Raw genomic sequence first — 22,089 nt, forward strand, 5'->3', positions numbered from 1 at the left:
TGAAAAACAGGGGTTAACCCTGCTCGTTTTCAATTTTCTCTACGGTTTCCAGCAATGTTCGTTCTCCGCCCACATTACCAGGGAACACAATATACGGAATGCCGCTGAATTTGGCTTCGTTTCCGGTCAGCCACACAGGGATGCCTGCCGCAACCTGGCCGAGTACACGTGCTTTTCGGATAGCAAGACCTTTGGTTGCCACATCACTGGAAGTAATGCCGCCTTTGGCGATGATAAACTTAGGCACCGTCTCAAGCGACTGTACGATTTCGACCAGTGCACCGGATACCGTTTGACTAATTTTGAAATTATCAGCTTTATTATCTACCGCAATGAGTTTGCGGCTACTGTATACCACCACATTGTTGCCCGCAGCCAGTTGTGTATTGGCTTCTGCGATAACACGGCTTAATTCCTGTGTGTAGCCCTCAGAATCCAACACCCGTTCCACATCAATTTCAAGACCCACAATTTCCGGGTACGTAAGTAACTGCTCCAGCTGTTTTGTTGTTTTTTGAACATAGGAACCGACGACCACAATACCACCGTGACCTTCCTGTCCACTTGCAATCAGTCGTTCCTTTGGCAAATATTCCTGGTCAGATATCCCGGCATACGATTTCACAAAAGAAGCAGCTGTGCGGAAAATAAACGTTTTCCCTTGCTCTTCTGCTTTCAGCAGCCCCAGTGATACTACATCCATATCCGCATACGAAAGCACGTTGACGATGATTGGTACGTTATCCTTCGCTTGTAGCAATACTTCTTGCACAGCGTCTGGTCCCTTGCGAATCTGTTCCAGTGAAATAACAAGACATTCCGAGGCATGAATACGGCCTTCTGTCTTTTCTTCCACCCAAGCGGTTAAATCGCCGTTTTCATAGCCAAATACCTTATCCTTGGCAAACTCCGACTCATGTACGGGGATTAGCGTATCATCCTCCACCATATAGTGGGTGTTGCCTCCGGTTACTCGTCCAGCTTCGAAAAAGGCTGGAATGATCAAATGACCGTCGTAGCTCCGTCCACTTTGACGCGATCCTTCTTCTGCCAGTACGTCCGTTTCCAGCGGGTAATACCCACGCAACATGGAATCACTACGGCTGACAAAGGTAAATGATTTTCCCTTTTCGGTGGCGACAGCCTGTACGTTGCGAGAAATCTCGCGGTTAATCCGTTCTGCGGTTTGCGCATCAAGTCCGCGTGTATTGGTCAGGATATAAAAAAGCGTTTCCGGTGAGTCGAATGCTTCACGAAGCAATGCTTCATCCCACTGCGTCAAAACATCAATATCATGAACGGTTTGTACCCCGGTCGGATCATCGTCTAATACGATAATTTTCCGTCCTCTGGCGTCATTAATCCGGCGAATTTCCTGACGCAATCCTTTGCTGTCCCATTCAGGAGGCAATTCTGCTTGAAGAGCTAACAACGAAGTATATCCTGCATTTACATTCATGTGATCTCCACCTTATTCAAATTCTTGATTAGCATGCTCTACTACTCTGCTTTTACCTGTACGCCTGCGAGTTTTTCAAAATATTGCACGATTCCGCCGTGATCATCCGCCGCTTTACCATCCACTTTGAGTGCGTGGAATATTTCCAGCAGTTGGCTACTAAGTGGCAACGGTACACCGATGTCATGCGCGGTTTCCATAACGTTCGTGATGTCCTTGAGGTTAATATCAATCCGACCCCCAGCTACAAAATTCCGTTGCAAGATCAGAGGAACTTTAGCATCCAGTACCGCACTGCCTGCCAATCCACCGCGAATCGCTTGCACCATTTTTTCAATATTAATTCCCGCCTTGGCTGCAAATACAAGCGCTTCGGACATGGCCGCGATATTCAGGTTCACCATGATCTGGTTAGCCAGCTTTGCCGTTGTGCCGCAGCCGTTATCACCAACCAAGGTGACATCCTGACCCAGCACATGCAGAACATCCAAGACATGCTCAAACACTGATTCTTTGCCACCAACCATAATCGCCAATGTCCCATCAATTGCTTTCGGTTCGCCACCACTGACAGGGGCATCCAGCATGTGCAGACCAGCCTCAACGGCTTTCACCGACAGCTCTTTGGAGACGACTGGAGAAATCGAGCTCATATCTACGATAACGCTTCCAATACTAGCCCCTTTTAAAATCCCGTTCTCGCCCAAAATGACTTCTTTCACATGATTGGAATTCGGCAACATCGTAAAAATGATTTCACTGCGCTCTGCAACTTCCTTCGGGGATGCCGCTGCATGTGCGCCTGACGCAACCAAAGCAGTGACGGTTTCCTGATTAATATCAAATACGGCCAGCTCATAATCCGCTTTCAAAAGATTTAACGACATCGGACGACCCATAATACCTAATCCAATAAATCCAATTTTCTTTGTCATGTTAAAGTCCCTCCATAGCTTTTCGAATTCGATTTCCTATTCAGAATTTTAGATAAATCCATTTGTAAACGCTTTTTATCACATGTAAGCGCTATTAATTCGTCTTTATATTTGCGATTGTACACAATAAATTCATTTTTGTATACAAAAATTTAAAATTTGTATCAATTTTATCGATTATATAGGATAGACATTGTTTAACCTCCATCTTTTCGCTAAAGTAGACGTAGAGGTGAATGACATGCAGTACAGCAGCAATAACTCTCGAACGGCGCACCAGCAATCTTATGAAACACTGCGTGATATGATACTGAACGGAACCATCCCTCAAGGAACCAAGTTGGTTGAGGAAAAGCTTGCCACGCAGCTCGGTGTAAGCCGCACGCCTATCCGTGAATCCATCCGCAAATTGGAGCAGGAAGGGCTTATCGTCAATAAACGTGTAGTCAAGCTATCTGAAACCGACCTGCGCAATACCTTTGAGCTACGGATGCTGCTTGAAGGACATGCGGCGCGCAGCGCGGCTGCCTACTTGTCCGAGACAGAGCTACTGGCTTTGGAGCAATGTGTGGACATCGGGCGTTCCGGCTCGCTGGATGAGGTGATGCATGCGAACAAAGAGTTTCATGAGATCATTATGAAAGCCAGCAATAATTCGATGATGATTGATTTGTTTGATCGGATGCAATCCGTTATTTATTTATTCCGTCATACGGTCGTCTACTATCATCGTCCCTTTCTGATTGATGAGCACCAGCATATTTGTGAGGCTATCCGCGCACATGACGGCGATACAGCAGAACGGCTGATGAAGGAGCATCTGCAGGCTGATCTGGACTTTTGCCTGCATCTGATCAGATAGTCCTTCGCTTCTCCATTTGTATGCCATACCAAAAAACCGCCAAACACTCGGAATCCCTTGTGCTTAGCGGTTTTTTTAGGTTCATGCTTAACTCTCTTTTTCTTTACAAAATACCTCTTTGGCAACCTGAATAGCTGAGGCTGCCCGAGGCCATCCTACATAAAAGGCAAGCTGTGTAATGACCTCAACCAGTTCTTCCTCCGAAATCCCGTTCTCCTTGGCCAGTTTCAGGTGATAAGGGAGTTGATTTACATGCTCACCCGCTACCAATGCGGAGACGGTGATGAGACTCCGTTCTCTGAGAGATAGCTCACTTCTTCTCCATACATCTCCAAAAAGAACATCCTCCGTATAACCTACAAAAGCGGGAGCAAAATCACCGATCGTTACCCGAACACTCGATCTGATCAATTTATGCTTCATACAATCATCTGGGCAAGTCCGTTGCCAAAGGACCAATCCTCTAATTCAGTCTCTACCAGTGTTACAAATACATCCTCCGGTCTAACCTTACATTCAATAGATAAGAGTTCCGCTAACTTTTGGTAGAAACTCTTTTTTTGTTCCGTAGTTCTACCCGTTCCCATTGTAATTTGGATATACAGCAGCTTATCTGTTCTGGGTACATTCAAATAATCGGGACTATAATAAAACTCGCTTTGCTTATGAGCATGAAAAACCTGAAAGTAATCTTTTTCCGGAACCTGAAAATGTTCGATCAAAGCATTCATGATACAACGACTAATCCAAGGTAACTCTTGCTCTGTGTATTGCTGCTCCATGTAGCCAACTCGTACAAATGGCATGTTCATCTCTCCTATCCGTTGGGATAAGATAATTGTACTCCCCTTACTTTCATCTGTATAATTGAAAATAATCATAAATATATTCAATTTCACCGATGGAGATGAGCATGCGTGGATCTGAAAGAATTAACTACATTTCGTACCATAATCGAAGAAGGAACGTTTTCAAAAGCTGCTGCCAAATTAAACTACGCTCAGTCTACAGTCACGAGCCAAATCCAGAGGTTAGAGAAAGAGCTGGGATTTCAGCTTTTTAAAAGGGGTTGGGATGCGGAGTTAACGTCCCCAGGCAAACTATATGCCGAGGAGATAGACGGGCTTATTCAGCATTGGAATTTTGTAATGGACCAGGCGAAGTCTCTGAAAAAGGAGGAGATTGGCACGCTTCATATCGGTGTGATTGAAACGGTGGCGGCTACCGTACTGCCCTTGGTTCTACAGCAGTTTCGAGAGCATAAACCGAATATTACGTGCCATTTTACAGTTGGAAACACGGATGCACTCGCAAATGCTTTGGTGGACGGTAAGCTGGATTTTGCAATCTCTGGGGAACCTCACTCGATTCCTTCCTTACACTTTGAACCCATATATCACGAACACATCGCCTTTATTGTGTCCCGTAATCACCCTTTTGCGGTAAAAAGTGAGCTTCATCTCGAAGATCTGTACGAGTACCCGCTTATCGTCGGAGGTAAGAACTGCTTGTACCATATACGACTGGAAAAAGAACTTTCCCGCTTCCCGTCGATGCCGTTTTTTTATACTGTCAGTCAAATCTCGTCGATCCCCACATTTGTAAAAACGATTCCTTCAGTTGGAGTGGTTCTATCGTCAATGCCTTTGCGGGAGGAGCTGGTCACCGTCCCCCTCCAGTTAATAGACCCGAATATTCCTATTGGACTATTACAAAACAACCATCACCAGCAGTATATGTCTTCGGCCCGAAAGCTGTTTATACAGCTGGTTAAGGAGCTTTGTAGGCTATAGCTCCAATGCAATAACTACTAATAAGCTATATAGGCAAAGCCGACACCTTTGCATAAAGAAAAAGCCGCCAAACACTCAGAAACCTGGTGTTTAGCGGCTTTACTATTTTGAAGGCCTAAGGAAATGTGACCCTCTTTTTATTTTTTCACTCCTGTGATACCCGTTATTTCGCTTCGAGCGGTTTTTTCCACAATCCCAGAATGAGCGCGGAAATCACGGAACCAATCGCCACTGCAAGCAAGAACAACAAAGCATGATTGGCAAGAGCTGCTACAAAAATTCCGCCATGTGGAGCTGGAAGATTGATTTGCCAGAACTGCGTCAGACCACCAGCAATCGCTGAACCTACAATACAAGAGGTCAGGACACGCAGAGGATCAGCAGCTGCGAATGGAATGGCTCCTTCCGTAATGAAGGACAATCCAAGTACATAGTTCGTCAAGCCAGACTTGCGCTCTTGCTCAGTAAACTTATTTTTGAAGAACGTCGAAGCTAATGCGATCGCCAACGGAGGTACCATACCACCTGCCATAACAGCCGCCATCATAGCTCCGTTCGTGTTACCACTGGAAGTAAAGACACCGATCGAAAATGCGTAAGCTGCTTTGTTAAAAGGTCCACCCATGTCGATCGACATCATTCCGCCCAGAATCAGACCCAAAATAACTGCATTACCTGTTCCCAAATTGTTCAGAACATTGACAAGCCACGTATTAATACCACCGAAAATCGGATCGAACAGGTAGAACATAATCGCGCCTGAAATTAGGAGTCCAAATACAGGGTATAACAAGATTGGTTTTAAACCATCCAGCGCTTTCGGCAGACCTGCAAAAGCTTTACGCAGGAAGATCACCACATAACCAGCCATGAAACCAGCTGCCAGACCGCCAAGGAAACCTGCATTAGAGTTTACAGCCATCAGACCCCCAACCATACCTGGCATCAGTGCCGGGCGGTCTCCAATGCTCATCGCGATAAATCCGGCCAGTATCGGAATCAGGAAGTGGAACGCACCTGTTCCACCGCCAATTGTCTGCAACAGTTGGAACAATACATTGTCTTCTCCTGCCACTTGTTCAATCAAGAAGGAAATTGCTAACAAAATCCCCCCGCCTACAACGAATGGCAGCATATGAGAAATACCGTTCATTAAATCCTTGTAGATTTTGCTGCCCACGCTGCTCTTCTCCGCTTTCGACTCATCAGCGCTGCCTTTACCTTCACTACGATAAATTGGGGCATCGCCATTCAGCGCTTTGCGGATCAGTTCCTCAGATTTACGGATACCGTCGCTTACCGGTCTTTGCAATACAGGTTTACCGTCAAATCTGGCCATTTCAACCTTCTTGTCAGCTGCAACGATTACACCTTTGGCACGGCGAATTTCATCCGCTGTCAGTACGTTTTGTGCGCCTTCCGAGCCGTTCGTCTCTACACGGATATTTACACCCATTTCTTTCGCTTTCTTAATGAGAGCATCTTCTGCCATAAACGTGTGTGCAATGCCTGTAGGACAAGCGGTCACTGCAACCACAAATTCGTCAGAATTCGGATTGCCAACGATAACGTCTGGCGTTTGCTGTGCTTTGGCATCCTCTTTCTTAGCCTCTTTTGCTTTCTTGGCAGCTTCTTCTTCCGCCTGCTTGGTATCAAACAGCATAGATACTTCATCCGGTGTTTGCGTTTTCATAAGGCTCCCGATAAAATCGGTATCAATCAACAGCCGGGAAAGGGCAGCCAATGTGCGAAGATGCGTATTTGCTGCTCCCTCCGGAGCCGCAATCATAAAGAATACTTTCGCCGGCTCACCGTCCAACGATTCGAATTCTACGCCTTTACTGCTTTTGGCGAAAACGACGGTCGCTTCATTCACGGCTTTGGTCTTGGCATGCGGCATCGCAATGCCGCCGCCAATTCCAGTGCTGGATTCTGCTTCGCGTTTGTAAATCATTTCTTTAAACAACGCCCGGTCATTAATACGTCCACTTGCTTCGAGACTAGCGATGAGCTCCTCAATCGCCTCGTCTTTTGTCGTCGCCTGCAGGTCCATGATCATCGTTTCTTTAATCATCAGGTCTGTTATTCTCATTTTTCACACTCTCCTAAGTTCGATCAGCGTGTTGACACACGCATAATAAGCTCATGATGCAGCTGGATTACTGTTTTGAAATCGTGACTTGCGGCCGTAATTGTTCAATCTTCTCTCTAGTAGCCAGATCATCGGAGAACGCAGTTGCGCTTCCGGATGCCACCCCTGCACGGAATGCTTCGATCGGATCGCCATGAAGAGCCAGCGTACCCACGAATCCAGCAATCATTGAATCACCTGCGCCTACAGAATTTTTCACCGTTCCTGCTGGTACATTTGCGTGATACACTTCATCTGCCGTAATGAACAAAGCCCCTTCTCCTGCCATGGAAATCAGTACATTTTTTGCACCTGCTTCCAGCAGCTTACGACCGTAAGTGACGATCTCCTCCTTTGAATGAATAGTTACGCCAAACAACTCAGCCAGCTCATGGTGATTCGGCTTGATGAGCAGCGGTTTATGAACCAGTGCCTTCATCAGCGCCTCACCTGTGGTGTCGATGACGAATTCAGCTCCAGTTTGCTGGCATACGCTAATCAGCCGATCATAGAAGTCTCCTCCAAGTGACGGCGGGATACTTCCCGACAAGACGACAATGTCATTTTTCTGGAGTCCCGCCAGCTTTTGCACCAACGCATCGGCCTCTTGCTCACGAATCGCAGGTCCCAAACCGTTAATTTCCGTTTCATTGCCATGCTTGAGCTTAATGTTAATCCGTGTGTCATCTTCGATAATTACAAAATCAGTTTTAATGGATTCTTCCCGCAATGTATCGTCGATAAACCTGCCTGTGAATCCTCCGAGAAAACCAATCGCCGTGCTATCTGCTCCCAACTGGTTCAGTACACGTGATACATTAATTCCCTTACCACCTGGCAGTTTTAAATCACGTTTCATCCGGTTCAAATCACCAAGCTTCAAATCATCAACTTCCACGATATAATCAATGGAAGGGTTCAGCGTTACTGTATATATCATTGTTATCCCTCGATTATCTTAGTTTTCTGAGCGATGGATCGGCGTGACCGTTCTGGCATCGATTCGGTAATAAGTATAGCTTCCTTGAGCTCGAACAGTTTGGCGAAGGTTACTTCTCCAATTTTGCTGGAATCGGCTAACACATACGTTTTGCCAGACAGCTGGTGGGCACGCCGCTTGATCAGCGCCTCTTCAGGATCAGGAGTCGTATACCCCATTTCCATATCCACCCCGTTCGTTCCTAGAAAGCACTTGTCGAATCGAAAATTGTCCAAATTTTGTAGGGCAATACTCCCGATTACGGCTTTGGTATGAATTTTCATCATCCCTCCCAGTAGATAGCTTCTGATTCTTTTGCTTACCAGTGCTTCTACGTGGGATAGTCCATTCGTCACGACCGTCACGTCTTTAGCTTCAATGTAAGGAATCATCGCCATCGTTGTTGTTCCCGCATCCAGATAAATACATTCGCCATCCAAAATTTCTTTGGCTGCTATACGGGCCACTGCATTTTTTTCTTGAACGTTTTTGAATGTTTTTTCTTCCATGCCAGGTTCCTGACTTTTCTGATTCAGCAAGGTTGCCCCGCCATGAATCCGCTTGAGCAACTGACGGCCCTCAAGATCTATCAAATCACGCCGAATCGTTGACTCAGAAGCTCCCAACAGATCAGCCAATTCTTGCAACTTTACAACACCACATTCTTGTAAGCGCTGTATTATTAACTTGTATCTTTCTTCCGTCAGCATCATCATTCCCCCAACTGTTCATATCGTACCACAAACTTGACAAAAAACAATCATTTTTCTTCAAAAAGATTCAAAAAAATTCATTTCTAATTCATTTTTTTACAAAATGGTGAATTCCTGATCCAATCATTATGATTGCGTTTACATTTTAAAGAAAATCCATCTACTTTTATGTAAATTCATTCTTCTTACATAGGAATTCAGCAGTAAACGTTCAAAAACGTTCTAAGGCTTCCATCAGTACTATTTTACCATTATGCGCACAATTCGTCCCCATCTTCTCTACTCAGAAAAAAGCTAAACACGAGGACTGATCCCCTTTGTGTTTAGCCAATCGAGACGCTTAGCGTTCAGCCCTTAACGATTCCAATGACGAAACCGTCATACCCCTTGCTCCCCACGGTTTGGATAGCTGTAGCTGTAATTCTTGATTCTTCAGCCAGCATATCATAAAACTTTCTTACTCCCTGCACCTGAGGGTCTGTGCTCAACTTCCTCCTCTTTCATCTGTGCTAACTGCTCCAAAGCTTCTCCCTCCCGAAGTTCCACCATTCCATCCAACTGAGCCAGCGATATATTCGACCGGGCAATTTTAGCATGGATCGGGTTGGCTTCCAGCGTAACTATTTTTCCATCCTTCGGCAACGCCCTTCCCAACCAGACTGTACTGTAGCCTCCCAAAGTACCGATCTCTAGCACGCGTCGCGCTCCCTGCATTTAAGCAAGGATATTTAATAGCTTTCCCTGATTGGGCGATACATCATGCGGAGGTAGTCCCGCCTTTTGGTTAGTAGCCAATACTTGTTCCAAGACAGCATCATGCGGAATGAGACTCTCCGAGATATACTGGTCTACTTGATCCCAAGTGTTCGTTTGATTGCTCCACTCTCCTTTGGATTAACTTACAATTTGATTGTAAATGAATTATTAGGGAGTGTGACACGTGCCTCTGAACTTATAAATATTAGCCAACCTGCGGTTACCGCCCAGATTAAAAAATTCGAAAAAGAAATCTCTCTCTCACTGCTCATGCCGCTAGGAAGGGATTGCCTTAACGGATGCTGGTGAAAAACTTGCTGTACTCGCCAAACGGCTCTTTGTCGTCGAACAGCAAATCGAACAATTATCTCAAGATTATCGTGATGGAGCCCATGGTCATATCCGGCTAGCAGCTACTTATTTACCGGCTCATTATCTCATTCCGGCCTGGATTGCAAAATTCAAACAAGAATATGAATATGTAGAACGCGGCGAGCTGTGCCGGGTATATGTAGAAGACATCCAGCTTCTCAATTCAATCGCCATCTGTACCCGCAAGAACGAACCCCTATCTACCGCTACCCTAAATCTCATTCAGCTCATACGTAACCATTCCTGATGAGCATTAGGCATCTGTGTACACTAGCGCTGTATTTTAAAATAACAAGAGCCATGACTGCGTGCATACCGCATTCATGGCTCACCTCGTTATGATAAATATTCACCCTCAATAATCTTCTCCAGATAATCTTCCGGCTGTGCAAGAAACTCGGCAAAGCTGCACACATCCGCATATTCCTGATGCTCCTCGTCATAATAACCCAGGCACTTCTGCTTCGGATTCCACACCAATATAATATCCGAGTAATTATCTACTTTTAGAGACAGACGCAACAGCTTTTGCCGACCCACCTTCATCTCAACCGTATCTATGAATGAGAAGAAATCAACAAATTGAATATCAAGATCATTTTCTGGCAGGTCCACACGGAGCTGATCCCCCGTCAGAAAGGCTATAAGATCCTTCGGAAGCTTGTAGCTTTTCAAAGCATGTCGTTTATTTTCCAGATTATGAAATGCTGGAGGCTCTAAGGACTTTAAATACTCAGCCATTTCCACGTTTTTATTACTTAGTGCAATTGTATATGCCCGTTCTCCATCTTTTTCTGCCAGCGTCACATCAGCGCCTTGCTGAACCAAATACTTCACCATCGCAAAATCATTGTTGCGTGCCGCCACTGTCAAAGGCGTGGCTTTATAAGGATATACCATATTTGGGGCATTGAAATTAATATCTACGCCATGTTCCAATAGTAATGCTACTGTTTTCAGGTCATGCTTACTAACTGCGTTGCGGAGTGTTGCTCCAGCATGCTGCTTCATATCGAGGCCCAACTCATGGATAAGCAGCATATTGCTTTTGTTACCGTAGTAGGCTTGCTCATAGGCACCGGATTTGACATGATTTTTCCCGTCCAGCTTGGCGCCATGGGCGACCACATAACGGACAATCTCTTCGGTACCATAGCGAACAGCCGTCAGGAATGCGGGATTATCCTTCACATTAAGTTGAACCCCCTCATCGACCAGTAGCTTCAAGACTTCCATTTGCTCAGTGATGAGTGTAATATCCAATGGACTTAATGTCGTATATTTACTGAGTACGATCCCTTGTTCTATATCCCAGCCTTCGGTCAGAGCTTGGCGTAAAGCGGATATATTGCCTTGAACGATATGCATCGCTATCTCAGGAAGAACCTCGAAATTGCCTACATCTTTTAATTTAATCATCGTTATTACCTCACTCTTTATGTATCTACTATCAAACATGCATATCTATTTTATACCAACCTCCCCTTTACATAAATCCGACAGATTCCCCAAAATTCATTATTCACTCTAGCGCAAACAAGTGAGTAATAGAGGTCAAAATACCTCAGAGAAGCTATAATTGTATTATGATTCTGTATACCCTGTGCAACGAAAAGGAGAACATATGAATAGCATTCAATACCTGTCCCAATTTAATTTGCTTCATAGTCTCTCATTAGAAGATTTAATTGAAATGGACCAAATGACCTCCATTACGACTATAGCGAAAAAAAACTTTATACAAACCCCAGAGACCTTTTCCGAGGGACTTTATTTTGTGAAAAAGGGAAAAGTACGTCTGTATAAGCTAAACGCTGACGGAAAGCAATTTACTTTGGATATCCTCAGCGAAGGAAATGTATTTGGTGAAATGGATATGATTTCACTGGGGACAAGGGATATGTATATAGAAACGATAGAAGAATGCGATATCTGCCGGATGGACAAAGACCGATTCGAGCATTTTTTAATAGAACATCCCCGGTTCATGATGAACATGATCAAGGTGTTAAGTGACCGAATCTCAGGAATGAGCAGTCTGGCCCAGCATTTAGCTTTGGGAAATTTACAGGATAAAATTTTGTATGTTCTTCTGAAATTGTCCGATCAGTTCGCCCTCCAAAGCCGTGAAGAGTATTGCAAAATCAATTTTCCTCTCTCCCATCAGGAAATTGCGAATCTGGTCGGGGCCACCCGTGAGGCTGTAACAACTGCTCTTCAGGAGCTTGTCAAAGAAAAGGTCATTAAAACCGGCTTTAAGACGATTTACATCCATCGCGAAAAGCTAATGAAGTTGTAAACTACATTACATCTATACTCCTACCCAAAAAAGTATCGTATACCTATCAGACAATTTACGATATGGAGTGAATGAAATGTTACACCGAAAAGGGGCCCGCAAAGGGTCAGATATTCCTAATGATGTGCTTCAGCTGCTACAGCAGGGGCGGCTTGAGACGGTGAATCTCACCGAATGGCTGGCTGTCGATCATGTTGTACTATTGCAAAATACTCTTGATGAATTTGGCTTGCAGCGATCATCCGATGTCTTCATGACCGAATTGAATCAGCTGAAGGAAAAGAAGATCATGAAAATGATACCCGCAATCGCGCGAGCGTGGCTTCATGTGTTTGAGCAACAAGCGATAGAAGAACGTATTCGCATCTTTGATGCGATGGCCTCCCATCTTTCAGACAGCATTCGCTGCTGGGCTGCCTACATCATCGGGATTGATCCCCGTTTAAGTGTAAAGGAAAAATTGGCTGGCATTCGCCCCTTTGCAGCCGATTCCCATTTCGGAGTACGTGAAATAGCCTGGATGGCCGTGAGAGAATCCATATCCTTGCAACTGCTTGAAGGGCTTGCCCTGTTAGACAGTTGGGTGCGAGATGAGGATGCTAACATACGTCGTTTTGCCATTGAATTAATCCGGCCACAAGGCGTTTGGGCCAAGCACATCCCTGAACTAAAAGAACATCCCGAGCTGGCTCTTCCTCTCTTGGAGGCTGTTCAGTCCGATCCGGCCAAATATGTCCAGGACTCCGTTGGTAATTGGTTGAATGACGCCAGCAAAACCAACCCAGAATGGGTTCTTCAAGTTTGTAATGCATGGCTGATGATTTCGGATACCAAAGAAACGAAGCGAATAGTAACCCGGGCCCAAAGAAGCTTGAACAAAGAGAAATAATTGGAAGACTCCTCCCCCATCCAATCCATATCTAGAATATTCACATAAACTATAATATTTATCTGGAATATTAGGAATGGAGGAATTCCTATGTCTATTATTCGAATCTATCTGGAAGCAGACAGTATCGTATCTGGAAACATTGCTATTACAACAAGTATCAATGTCACTCCAGTGGTTAATCGTTACACAGCTATTGTCGTGCTTGGTAATATATTAGGTGGAGTGACCACTATCCCGGCACAAAATTTCACAAATGATAGTGGTACTTCAGTCGCGGCAAACAGTCTTGTTGTTCCGACCAGTAGCGGATACTACAATGTATTTGTAAATGGGACGTTGCAGCGAGGCGGCTTAACAACGCTTTCTGCTACAAATCTAATTATAAATACAGGCCTGATTGTTGGTGCAACAGTAGTCGTTGAGGTTGTTAATTTCAACTCTAGTGCTTCCTCAACCTCTGTCAACAATGTCACAGTAACGACTACCATAAGCGACTGAGAGAATGCCTTCGTAAAATTACTATAAAAAACCGCCAAACACAGGGTTTATCCTCGTCTTTAGCGGTTTATTTCTCTTTGAACCTCGAATATTTAAATCTTGAAGTTCTCTACAAGCACCTGAAGCTTCTCGGCCAGTGATGAGAGGAGCGCTGCGGAGGATTCCACTTCTTGCATGGCAGCAAGCTGTTGCTCCGAAGAGGCGGACAGGGACTCTGCCCCTTTAACCGTATGGTTAGAGACCATTACGGTATTCTGAATGGCTTCAACGAGCTCTTCAGAGATCAGCGCCAGATCCCGAACTGTGGCTGATATTTGCTCGCTTTGGGAAGACATGTCGGAGATGGAGACTTCAATCTCGGAGAAGGAGCGCCCGGCTGATATGATCAACTCCTTGCCCTGCATCATTTCGTTCGTGGAACGCTTCATAGTTTCTCCTGCCTTGTCCATTTGGGCGATAATCAGACTGATCAGTTCGCTGATTTGTGTGGCAGAATTGGCAGAACGTTCGGCCAATTTGCGGACAGAGCCAGCGACAACGGCAAAGCCCTGACCTTCTTCTCCGGCGCGCGCAGCTTCTATCGCTGCATTCAAAGACAGCAAGTTGGTCTCCTCGGCGATGCTGGCAATGGTGCCGACAATGTTCTCAATCTCCTTGGAGTGGCTGCCAAGCGTATGAATAATGCTTGAGAGATCGCCGATGCTTTCGCTGACAACTCCCATTTGGGAGGTGGTGGAATCCATTGATTCCCGGCCAAGGCGTGCTTTCTGGACATTATCCGCGGCCTTGTTCATTGCGATGTCCGCATTGCCAGCAATATCGCTGATGAAGCGGGACATATCCTGAATAGCTTTATAGCTTCCTTCCAGGTTTTGCAATTGGGTATGCGCCCCATCAGCCAACTCAATCGTAACATTCACGCTATGCTCTCCAGCACGGTTCGTTGCCTGTGCGCTGGCAGACAGCTCTTGAGAGGAAGAAGCGACCAGCATAGAGGTGTCATTGACCTGGGTAATCAGGTTGCGCAGGTTCATTGTCATATCGTTGAAGTCGCGGGCCAGCGTCCCGATTTCATCCTTGTTTTTGAAGAGAAGCGGTTCATGGGTAAGGTCGCCCTTGGTAATGGTGTTCACAGAGGCTGACAGCTTGGTAAGCGGACTTACCATATGGCGAATCAACAGGTAAACAACAAGGATAGCCACCATGAAAATGGAGCCGCCAATAATAAAGGGCTGAACAATAATATCCAACGTCCGTTCCTGAATTAACGAGCCGTCAAAATTGATGGCCATCAGTGCAACAATGGGCTTGGTGGGATCATGGTCCTGATAAATGGGGCCGTATCCAGTTTTGAGCGAGGTTCCTTCATATGTATAAACCTTGGAATATGCTGAATGCTTCATGGTAGTTATCATTTCTTTGTCTTCGTCTGTAAAATAGAAGGAATCGCCAGCTTGATAGCCTCTTTGCTTAAAGTTGGCATCGGCGGCCAAAATTTTTCCATCCAAAGAGATAATAAAAGCCTCCTTAAAAATAGGCTTATGTGCTACAATCCAGCCGATCCGGTCTTCAATGGCAGCAAGTTTGCTGTTATCTCCACTGACCAGAGCCGATATATCCGCAGGATCTATAAGGCCAGTCGTAATATTGGCGCAACCCACCAGCTCGATTCCAGCAGCTTCATCCACTTGATGGTAAGCGGTACGATATCCGAAGTATCCAATGGAGGAGCCTACGAGAAGCAATATGATGAGCATCATCCAAGTTAATTTTGTTGCCAGCTTCATTATTTGAACCACCAATCCTGACTCTAATAAATTTTTGTGAAAATCCGTTTTCACTGCTACGATTATAGCCTATCAACACTTACTATAATATGGCATTCCAGTGTCGGAAGATGTCGTTTTTTGTGAGAATAGTCACTGTTTTTTGTAAACGGGGACGTTGCAGCGAACGGCAGTCATTAATGGCGTAGTGACGACTACAATAAGCGACTGAGGTGAGTGCCTCTGTTGAATTACGACAAAAAAACTGCTAAACACAGAGGTTTACCCTCGTTTTAGCAGTTTTTTTGTCTATGAATCAAGTGTTTCATCGGTAAGTATTTTCGATTTTTATAGCTGTATTCAGCTTTATTTTTTGTGGGCTAATAAGAGATTAACTATGGTATCCAATTGAAGCTCCAATGAATAAGGGTCTTCCATCACAAACTCATCCCCTTTATCGCTGAATGAACCGTACATATAAACCTGTCCTTTTTTTACAGCCGGAAGGCCTTTCCATAGCTCACTATGCAGAATCTGATTAGCCCCTTCATCTTCTGAACCGTATACAAAGATGTGATCTCCCATATACTCGGGTAAAACTTCAAGCGAAATATTTTCAAATCCTTCTTTCATGTTCAATGCCTTTTTAGTAGGTGGCAGCTTTAGCATCTGATAAATGGTCGGACTTCCGTAATTGCCGCCTTTTGCTGCCAAAATATATATCGATTTATTGGCGACTTGTACAATTGAAACCGTCTCTCCGTTTTTAACGATACCTTGAATTTTCGTTCTGGCCTCTGCAGCTTTCTTCTCGTATTCAGTAATCCACTGCTCGGCTTCTTTCTGCTTGCCAAAGATTTCGCTAATTCTGCGGAATTTATCCAGTGGTCCCGCTGTAGATTCGCCTTCCCAATACGGCAGGAACACAGTCGTTCCTACCTTTTGGTAGCTGTCGATGTTCTTTTCGATTGAACCGATAATTAAATCCGGTTGCAGAACAGTCAGTTCCTCCAAATCCATAGGAAATTCACCGAGATCCTTGATTCCGGCCAATTTCTCTTTGGGATATCCCGATTGATCAATCCAAGCCTCATTCAGCATAAAGCTTCTGACCCCCACTGGAATAATCCCCAGCTTCAAAAGATGACCCATATACTGATCCGACGCCACTCGTTTCGGGTTTGCAGGTACTTCCACATCGCCTTTTAATGTCTTAACCGTTCTTGTCTGTGCTTGCACTGCCGCTTGTCCATCGCTGTTGGATGATGTTGCTGTATGATTAGCCTTCGTTTGCGAGCTTCCATTTGTATTCGTCGGAGCCGAGCAAGCTCCCAGCATCAATGATAAACACAGCATAATCATCATGGCCGTTATTTTGACTCTTCCGTGCATAAACAAATCTCCTTCCGCGTTATACCGATATTGATAATCAATATCAGTATAACGTGCGAAAGATGTCCGCTGAAGGGCATATTTAAGCATCGTTTGGGGCATATCCTGATCTTGCTTCTGAGCATGATGCTCCCGTTCCTTTTTGAATCGTACGGGAGATAGTCCCTTATATTTCTTGAAGCTGCGACTTAAAGAATGGGCATCTGGATATCCCACACGCTCTGCGATCTCCTGCAAAGTGGCGTCCGTCTGCATTAGCAGTTCTGCCGCTCGATCTGCTCTTACTTGGCCCAAGTAATGAATCGGACTGGTATGCATTTTATTTTTGAACAACCTGGATAAATGTCCAATACTGCATTCTAGCTCCTCTGCAATGGACTCAAGTGCCATAGGCCGACTAAAATGCTCACGAATATAGGCTACAGCCTGCGATACCAGGTCGGGCTTAAGAGGCTCAATGCCCTGCCGATACAACTGCTGCAACAACTCATATACAAATTGTTGAAATAAGGCTTTGACATGCAGTTTGCCAAGTCCGGAAGCTTCACGCCATTCTTGCTCCAACAGCTTCACTTTATCGTACAGGGGCAGTGGGTAATGAGGTGCGAAAGCATACTGGTTCTGAAAAGGATTTTCCTTTTCCAGCAATTGTGCAATCTCTTTGCGGCTAGGCAGGGCCAACGTTGCCTTGTACAAAATGATGTAATATTCAAGCACCTCTTCCGCCAGGATACTCAGGCACATTCCTTTTCCGCCATGCAGTACATGGAAACGCTCTACCCTGTGAATACTGTTATCCAACCGTACCCGTGCGTTTCCACGAACGGCATACAAGAACGCACTGGCAGGAAGTCGATAGGTTCGTAGCTCCTCCCCTTCTTCGATCTTCTTATGACGAACATCCATCACCTGTATAAAAACATGATTCCACAGCAAAATGTGATCATTCAACTTCATTGCTTTTGTTCAGCCCCCGATCTAAACCATCCACGTGCCTGCTCACGCTCATATTCAAACTATAATATATTATAGTTGATAATTATTCTCACAGGCAATGAAGTGATTTCATACGGAGCCTCTACTTTGGACGGTCCATTTTTCTGATCGCATTCTCCGCAGCCTCCATGATTACTTCTCCCAATGTAGGATGGGGATGAATGGTTAGAGCTAAGTCTTCTACGGTTGCTCCCATCTCTATAGCCAGAGCAAGCTCGGAAATGAGTGTTGAAGCTTCGACGCCGACGATTTGCGCCCCCAGTACGATCCCCGATCCCTGCTTTGCTACGATTTTGATGTACCCCTCTGCTGCCCTTAGCGCCAATGCTCTGCCGTTAATTGCAAAGGAAGCTCTGCCAATGACAATCGGTAAGGCTTTTTCCTTTGCTTCTGTTTCACTTAGGCCAACACTAGCCAGCTCTGGTTCAGAAAAGACAACCAACGGCATGGCTTTATAATCCACTTTAGCAGCTTGACCTGCAATCGCTTCTGCCGCAATCTTCGCTTCATAGGAAGCCTTATGGGCAAGGGCTGGACCCTCCGTAATATCCCCGATGGCAAAAATATGCGGAATAGCCGTTCTACACTGCTCGTCTGTCTCGATCAACCCCCTGCTCGTGAGTGGCAAGCCAACGTGCTCCAATCCTAATCTGCCATCCGTATTCGGTTTTCTGCCTACAGTAACTAATACAAACTCAGCGGTGACATGATGCTGCTCTTGATCTTTTGAATAATGCAGCGTAATAGTATCCGTATTCTGCACGACTTTTTCGGCTATCGCCCCAGTTACGATGCTTACACCATCTGTTTTCAATTGCTTAACAACAGGGGCCACAAGGTCCGTCTCAAATCCCGGCAGCACCCGTTCCCCTCCCTCCAGAATCATTACCTTTGTTCCAAATTTGGCATACATTTGTCCAAGCTCAACGCCAATATATCCACCACCTATCACGATCAGGCTGGACGGAACCGCTGGAAGCGAAAGCGCCTCTGTAGAGGACAAAATACGTCCGCCAAACGGAAATGATTTCAGCTCGATTGGACGGGAGCCGGTTGCCAATATGGCATACTTAAAGGATATCGTTTGTTCCGCTCCATTTTGATTGATGATGGCTGTATGCCCATCAACCAAACTCGCCTCCCCTTCCAGAATGCTCACACCTGCCGTTTTCATTAAAAAGCCAACTCCGCCTGCCTGCTTATTCACAATCCCCTGTTTGAGAGCCTGAGCATTCACGAATGACATCGCTGCATCTGCCTGATTTACCTGCCTGAGTATCTCATAGCGATGTGCTTCGGCAATCAAAGCTTTGGATGGAATGCAGCCCACATTCGTGCACACTCCACCTAGCTGACTGCGTTCAACAATCGCCGTTTTCATTCCAAGCTGAGAAGAACGCAATGCTGCCACATAACCTCCTGGCCCTGATCCAATGACCAGTGTTTCTACAGATTCAAGCTTGCTCATAACTAATACCTCCTGTTAAAATGGCATGATTTAAAATATGATGATTATAATATATTATAATCATCATATTTTAAAAGCGTCAATAGTCTTGATCAGCCTTTCTGAAGTTGTCGTTATAGGAAGACAAATTGACACGTTTTATTATGATGATTATAATATTTTGAAGTTAGCATTATAAACCCGTGGAGTGATTACAATGCCTTATCCAAAAGGCCATAAGATGAAAGTGCGGAGTAAGATCGTTGAAAGTGCTGCCCAAGCTTTCCGTGCCAACGGTATTCAAGATGTAAGTGTGCCCTTTATTATGAAAGGGGCAGGATTAACTCACGGCGGGTTTTATTCACACTTTGATAACAAAGAACAGCTAGTCGCCGAAGCCTGTCGCTATGCCGTCAGTGATACCCTCGCACTGCTTCAGGAGGCCGTTGACCAAGAAAAGCAAGATCCTAAAATTAATGTTGTCATCGATTACTATTTAAGCACCCATCACCGTGATCGAACAGAAATAGGCTGTATTATTCCTGCCCTTTCCGTAGAAATAGCCCGTTCTTCCGAAGAAATCCGGCAGATATTCACGCAGGAGTTGGAAAGAATGATTACGTTTATCTCCAATTTGGGGGGAATGGATCAGTCCAAGGGCAGTGCATTGTTCAGTAGTATGGTTGGTTCTCTTGTGCTTGCACGTTCTGTTAATGATCCTAAACTGAGTGACAGCCTTCTCTCGGCAGGCAAACAGTATGCCAAAGCGCTGGTTAATAGTTGAATGTAAGTATGTTTTACGTATGCAAAAAATCCGCTAAACACCAAGAAATCCTTGATGTTTAGCGGATTTTTCCTAAGAATCTAAACTCAAAACGGAGGTAACGATTTGTCAGAGATTCGAAGTCTCCACCTGCCAAATCTCCGTTATGTTCCAAATCGTTTGCGGTACCCGCATTTTCGGCATAACTCTTCTACCGCTTCTCTCTTAGAGAACCCGAAGTACAGACGGTTTGCACGCTCCCCTTCCACAATGTCGGAAAAAGATTGCTCATGCACGTTACCTAAATTAATGACACCTTCTCCATCCAGACAGCAAGGGACCACCGTTCCATCCACCAATATCGCCGCTTGGCTACGGAGTGCATGGCAAAAGCCTTTTCCGTCATCTTCGGGGGCACTGAGGCTCGGCCATTCAAATTCATGGTCTTGATTCAAATAAACGTTTGGTGCGATTTTGACCCCACTGCCTGGTATCACCTTTTCCTCAATCCGATAGTCCAGTCCAAATTCTTGCTCCAGTCGTTCAAGTGTTTCCCGGTTACGCTGACGCTGCACATTAGTCAAATTATCTTCAGTCAAGTTCCAGAGACGGAACGAAATAATGACATTGTGTTTCACCGCTTCTCTTACAAACGTGAAAATATTACCCAAATACCCTTCTCGATCCACGGAGCCTTCATGCCCGTCAAAACTGTGGAGAGAGAAGTTCATCTGACGCAGCGCTGGTTGCCCAAGCAGCTTATGTCCGGTCTTCGGCAGCAAGGTACCATTGGTGGTTATATTGACCTTCAAGCCTTTCTCATGAGCACTTTCCAGCAAAAGATCAATTTTCGGATGGAGCAACGGCTCTCCTTTTACATGCAAATAGATGTAATCCGTATGTGGTTTGACCTGATCAAGCACATTTCGAAAGACTTCCGGATCAATAAATTTTTTGACACGCTGTGTTTGAGGACAAAAACTGCATGCGAGATTGCAGATGCTCGTTATCTCAATGTATACCTTTTTAAAAGTTTTCAACATGATTTCCCCATTCTAACCTTCATCCGGAGCATCTTGTTTATGCTCACTAATCTTATGATTATAACGGGTTATCACCGACAGGTAAACTCTCCAGTCTCCCCCTTGTGGGGCATCAAATGCTCGACACATACGCCTATCCAAGATTTGATTTAATATTTTCTATTGACCCTAGGTCTGACCTAAGGTTTATAGTGGAGTTATTCAACTATCAGTAAGGAGTCCTGTCATTGAAAGAACACATTACGATCAGCCAGCTTGCTCAGCTCATGAATGTATCTGTACATCAACTGCGATATTTTGAAGAAAAGGGAGTCCTGTATCCATCACATACAGAAGAAAATCAATATCGAATGTACGGGCTTCATGAGATTTATCAGCTTTCGCATATTTTATTATTACGCAAATTAAATGTCCCTGTCGATCAGATTCAAGAATGTATGACTTCCTATGCTGCCGATGACTATAACCAGCTTTTAGAGCATTCGTTGCAGAAGGTACAGGCCGAAATAGCTAACTTGAAGATGCATGAACAGTTTATTCACAAAGTGTTAGAAGAACATAATAATCGGACCCAGCAGGACGATGAGTATCAGGTCAAACGATTAGGTCCCCGTCATTTAAAGCTATGGTTTGCATTGGAGAATGGTCAAGAGCTCACTGCCGGTAACCTATTTGAACACCGCCCTGCCCCACCTCGATTATTTGAAAATGACCTGCATTACTTGTCTGATGCTGGACAGGCGAAGCTATGTTATGAAACGGCGGATGTGGCTGACTATATTCTGGAAGAGGGCAACTATCTTTATAAGCATCTTTCCGTCATTGAAGAACCAGAGATTGATTATGAAATTAAACAAATGGAACGATATGTAGCTCATCACCAATATAACTGCCAAAGCAAGATTGTTCTAGTAGAAAAATCTTATCTTTCGATGTTCGACAACAACAAGCTGCAATACGAAATTCAGGTTAAAGTAGAATAAATCTTGGAGG

General features: G+C 44.9%; 20 protein-coding genes and 1 pseudogene. 8 read left to right on the plus strand and 13 right to left on the minus strand.

Going from position 1 to position 22,089, the window contains the following annotated elements; all coding sequences use genetic code 11:
- Positions 1-13: 13 nt before the first annotated feature.
- Together BM358_RS02875 and garR are read right to left on the minus strand one after the other, a co-directional pair.
- A complete protein-coding gene (locus BM358_RS02875) occupies positions 14-1,459 on the minus strand; it encodes a four-carbon acid sugar kinase family protein (protein WP_049828505.1) in 1,446 nt (481 codons plus the stop codon).
- A 41-nt stretch (positions 1,460-1,500) separates the two neighbouring features.
- Positions 1,501-2,394, minus strand: coding sequence for a 2-hydroxy-3-oxopropionate reductase (gene garR, locus BM358_RS02880; protein WP_028542874.1), 894 nt, complete (start codon positions 2,392-2,394; stop codon positions 1,501-1,503).
- A gap of 241 nt (positions 2,395-2,635) precedes the next feature.
- Between garR and BM358_RS02885 the strand changes: the two genes are divergently transcribed.
- On the plus strand, positions 2,636-3,256 hold the full coding sequence (locus tag BM358_RS02885; protein WP_028542875.1) for a GntR family transcriptional regulator: 621 nt from the start codon (positions 2,636-2,638) through the stop codon (positions 3,254-3,256).
- Positions 3,257-3,343: 87 nt separating this feature from the next.
- Here BM358_RS02885 and BM358_RS02890 read toward each other — a convergent pair whose 3' ends face one another.
- A complete protein-coding gene (locus BM358_RS02890; RefSeq protein WP_028542876.1) occupies positions 3,344-3,679 on the minus strand; it encodes a carboxymuconolactone decarboxylase family protein in 336 nt (111 codons plus the stop codon).
- Entirely contained in the window at positions 3,676-4,062 is a 387-nt protein-coding gene (locus BM358_RS02895; protein WP_023987945.1) for a tautomerase family protein, read from the minus strand. Before BM358_RS02895 ends, BM358_RS02890 begins: the two co-directional genes overlap by 4 nt.
- Positions 4,063-4,173: 111 nt before the next feature.
- Between BM358_RS02895 and BM358_RS02900 the strand changes: the two genes are divergently transcribed.
- Positions 4,174-5,049 carry a LysR family transcriptional regulator gene (locus tag BM358_RS02900; RefSeq protein ID WP_028542877.1) on the plus strand — a complete coding sequence of 292 codons (876 nt, stop codon included), beginning with the start codon at positions 4,174-4,176 and terminating at the stop codon, positions 5,047-5,049.
- A 163-nt stretch (positions 5,050-5,212) separates the two neighbouring features.
- Here the strand turns inward: BM358_RS02900 and BM358_RS02905 are convergent, their stop codons facing one another.
- From BM358_RS02905 to BM358_RS02920, 4 genes and pseudogenes are all read right to left on the minus strand, one after another.
- The gene (locus tag BM358_RS02905) at positions 5,213-7,141 is read right to left on the minus strand and encodes a PTS fructose transporter subunit IIABC (RefSeq protein WP_028542878.1); all 1,929 of its coding nucleotides are present in this window, start codon (positions 7,139-7,141) and stop codon (positions 5,213-5,215) included.
- 67 nt (positions 7,142-7,208) lie between these two features.
- Positions 7,209-8,120 carry a 1-phosphofructokinase gene (gene pfkB, locus BM358_RS02910; RefSeq protein ID WP_028542879.1) on the minus strand — a complete coding sequence of 304 codons (912 nt, stop codon included), beginning with the start codon at positions 8,118-8,120 and terminating at the stop codon, positions 7,209-7,211.
- Positions 8,121-8,122: 2 nt separating this feature from the next.
- Entirely contained in the window at positions 8,123-8,869 is a 747-nt protein-coding gene (locus BM358_RS02915) for a DeoR/GlpR family DNA-binding transcription regulator (RefSeq protein ID WP_023987941.1), read from the minus strand.
- 350 nt (positions 8,870-9,219) lie between these two features.
- Positions 9,220-9,712: pseudogene (locus BM358_RS02920) on the minus strand (O-methyltransferase).
- Between BM358_RS02920 and BM358_RS27115 the strand changes: the two are divergent.
- Positions 9,689-9,937, plus strand: coding sequence for a helix-turn-helix domain-containing protein (locus BM358_RS27115; RefSeq protein WP_370671134.1), 249 nt, complete (start codon positions 9,689-9,691; stop codon positions 9,935-9,937). The pseudogene BM358_RS02920 and the gene BM358_RS27115 overlap by 24 nt on opposite strands.
- A gap of 399 nt (positions 9,938-10,336) precedes the next feature.
- On the opposite strand, the gene BM358_RS02930 is transcribed toward BM358_RS27115, so the two are convergent.
- Positions 10,337-11,419 (minus strand): ankyrin repeat domain-containing protein, encoded by a 1,083-nt coding sequence (locus BM358_RS02930; RefSeq protein WP_028542882.1) that lies wholly within the window; start codon positions 11,417-11,419, stop codon positions 10,337-10,339.
- 205 nt (positions 11,420-11,624) lie between these two features.
- On the opposite strand from BM358_RS02930, the gene BM358_RS02935 reads away from it, so the two are divergent.
- The 3 genes from BM358_RS02935 (at position 11,625) to BM358_RS02945 (ending at position 13,689) form a co-directional block, all read left to right on the plus strand.
- A complete protein-coding gene (locus BM358_RS02935; RefSeq protein ID WP_028542883.1) occupies positions 11,625-12,299 on the plus strand; it encodes a Crp/Fnr family transcriptional regulator in 675 nt (224 codons plus the stop codon).
- Between the two features lie 76 nt (positions 12,300-12,375).
- The gene (locus BM358_RS02940; RefSeq protein ID WP_028542884.1) at positions 12,376-13,188 is read left to right on the plus strand and encodes a DNA alkylation repair protein; all 813 of its coding nucleotides are present in this window, start codon (positions 12,376-12,378) and stop codon (positions 13,186-13,188) included.
- Positions 13,189-13,278: 90 nt separating this feature from the next.
- Positions 13,279-13,689: a DUF4183 domain-containing protein gene (locus tag BM358_RS02945; protein WP_023987937.1), complete on the plus strand. Its 411-nt coding sequence runs from the start codon at positions 13,279-13,281 to the stop codon at positions 13,687-13,689.
- 92 nt (positions 13,690-13,781) lie between these two features.
- Here the strand turns inward: BM358_RS02945 and BM358_RS02950 are convergent, their stop codons facing one another.
- From BM358_RS02950 to lpdA, 3 genes are all read right to left on the minus strand, one after another.
- Entirely contained in the window at positions 13,782-15,476 is a 1,695-nt protein-coding gene (locus tag BM358_RS02950) for a methyl-accepting chemotaxis protein (protein WP_023987936.1), read from the minus strand.
- A 345-nt stretch (positions 15,477-15,821) separates the two neighbouring features.
- Positions 15,822-17,804: an AraC family transcriptional regulator gene (locus BM358_RS02955; RefSeq protein ID WP_028542885.1), complete on the minus strand. Its 1,983-nt coding sequence runs from the start codon at positions 17,802-17,804 to the stop codon at positions 15,822-15,824.
- 121 nt (positions 17,805-17,925) lie between these two features.
- Positions 17,926-19,311 (minus strand): dihydrolipoyl dehydrogenase, encoded by a 1,386-nt coding sequence (gene lpdA, locus BM358_RS02960; protein ID WP_028542886.1) that lies wholly within the window; start codon positions 19,309-19,311, stop codon positions 17,926-17,928.
- A 196-nt stretch (positions 19,312-19,507) separates the two neighbouring features.
- Here lpdA and BM358_RS02965 point away from each other — a divergent pair, with 196 nt between their 5' ends.
- Positions 19,508-20,074, plus strand: coding sequence for a TetR/AcrR family transcriptional regulator (locus BM358_RS02965; protein ID WP_023987933.1), 567 nt, complete (start codon positions 19,508-19,510; stop codon positions 20,072-20,074).
- Between the two features lie 143 nt (positions 20,075-20,217).
- Here BM358_RS02965 and BM358_RS02970 read toward each other — a convergent pair whose 3' ends face one another.
- Positions 20,218-21,096 carry a radical SAM/SPASM domain-containing protein gene (locus tag BM358_RS02970; RefSeq protein WP_039269916.1) on the minus strand — a complete coding sequence of 293 codons (879 nt, stop codon included), beginning with the start codon at positions 21,094-21,096 and terminating at the stop codon, positions 20,218-20,220.
- A gap of 227 nt (positions 21,097-21,323) precedes the next feature.
- Between BM358_RS02970 and BM358_RS02975 the strand changes: the two genes are divergently transcribed.
- Positions 21,324-22,079: a helix-turn-helix domain-containing protein gene (locus BM358_RS02975; protein ID WP_028542888.1), complete on the plus strand. Its 756-nt coding sequence runs from the start codon at positions 21,324-21,326 to the stop codon at positions 22,077-22,079.
- The last annotated feature ends 10 nt before the right edge of the window (positions 22,080-22,089 follow it).

The sequence above is a fragment of the Paenibacillus sp. cl130 genome (assembly GCF_900116035.1).
GTDB lineage: Bacteria > Bacillota > Bacilli > Paenibacillales > Paenibacillaceae > Paenibacillus > Paenibacillus polymyxa_B.

Coding starts and splice junctions, on each gene's coding strand:
- BM358_RS02875 (WP_049828505.1), bottom strand. CDS start 1,459: ATGAATGTAAATGCAGGATATACTTCGTTGTTAGCTCTTCAAGCAGAA.
- garR (WP_028542874.1), bottom strand. CDS start 2,394: ATGACAAAGAAAATTGGATTTATTGGATTAGGTATTATGGGTCGTCCG.
- BM358_RS02885 (WP_028542875.1), top strand. CDS start 2,636: ATGCAGTACAGCAGCAATAACTCTCGAACGGCGCACCAGCAATCTTAT.
- BM358_RS02890 (WP_028542876.1), bottom strand. CDS start 3,679: ATGAAGCATAAATTGATCAGATCGAGTGTTCGGGTAACGATCGGTGAT.
- BM358_RS02895 (WP_023987945.1), bottom strand. CDS start 4,062: ATGCCATTTGTACGAGTTGGCTACATGGAGCAGCAATACACAGAGCAA.
- BM358_RS02905 (WP_028542878.1), bottom strand. CDS start 7,141: ATGAGAATAACAGACCTGATGATTAAAGAAACGATGATCATGGACCTG.
- pfkB (WP_028542879.1), bottom strand. CDS start 8,120: ATGATATATACAGTAACGCTGAACCCTTCCATTGATTATATCGTGGAA.
- BM358_RS02915 (WP_023987941.1), bottom strand. CDS start 8,869: ATGCTGACGGAAGAAAGATACAAGTTAATAATACAGCGCTTACAAGAA.
- BM358_RS27115 (WP_370671134.1), top strand. CDS start 9,689: ATGCGGAATGAGACTCTCCGAGATATACTGGTCTACTTGATCCCAAGT.
- BM358_RS02930 (WP_028542882.1), bottom strand. CDS start 11,419: ATGATTAAATTAAAAGATGTAGGCAATTTCGAGGTTCTTCCTGAGATA.
- BM358_RS02935 (WP_028542883.1), top strand. CDS start 11,625: ATGAATAGCATTCAATACCTGTCCCAATTTAATTTGCTTCATAGTCTC.
- BM358_RS02940 (WP_028542884.1), top strand. CDS start 12,376: ATGTTACACCGAAAAGGGGCCCGCAAAGGGTCAGATATTCCTAATGAT.
- BM358_RS02945 (WP_023987937.1), top strand. CDS start 13,279: ATGTCTATTATTCGAATCTATCTGGAAGCAGACAGTATCGTATCTGGA.
- BM358_RS02950 (WP_023987936.1), bottom strand. CDS start 15,476: ATGAAGCTGGCAACAAAATTAACTTGGATGATGCTCATCATATTGCTT.
- BM358_RS02955 (WP_028542885.1), bottom strand. CDS start 17,804: ATGAAGTTGAATGATCACATTTTGCTGTGGAATCATGTTTTTATACAG.
- lpdA (WP_028542886.1), bottom strand. CDS start 19,311: ATGAGCAAGCTTGAATCTGTAGAAACACTGGTCATTGGATCAGGGCCA.
- BM358_RS02965 (WP_023987933.1), top strand. CDS start 19,508: ATGCCTTATCCAAAAGGCCATAAGATGAAAGTGCGGAGTAAGATCGTT.
- BM358_RS02970 (WP_039269916.1), bottom strand. CDS start 21,096: ATGTTGAAAACTTTTAAAAAGGTATACATTGAGATAACGAGCATCTGC.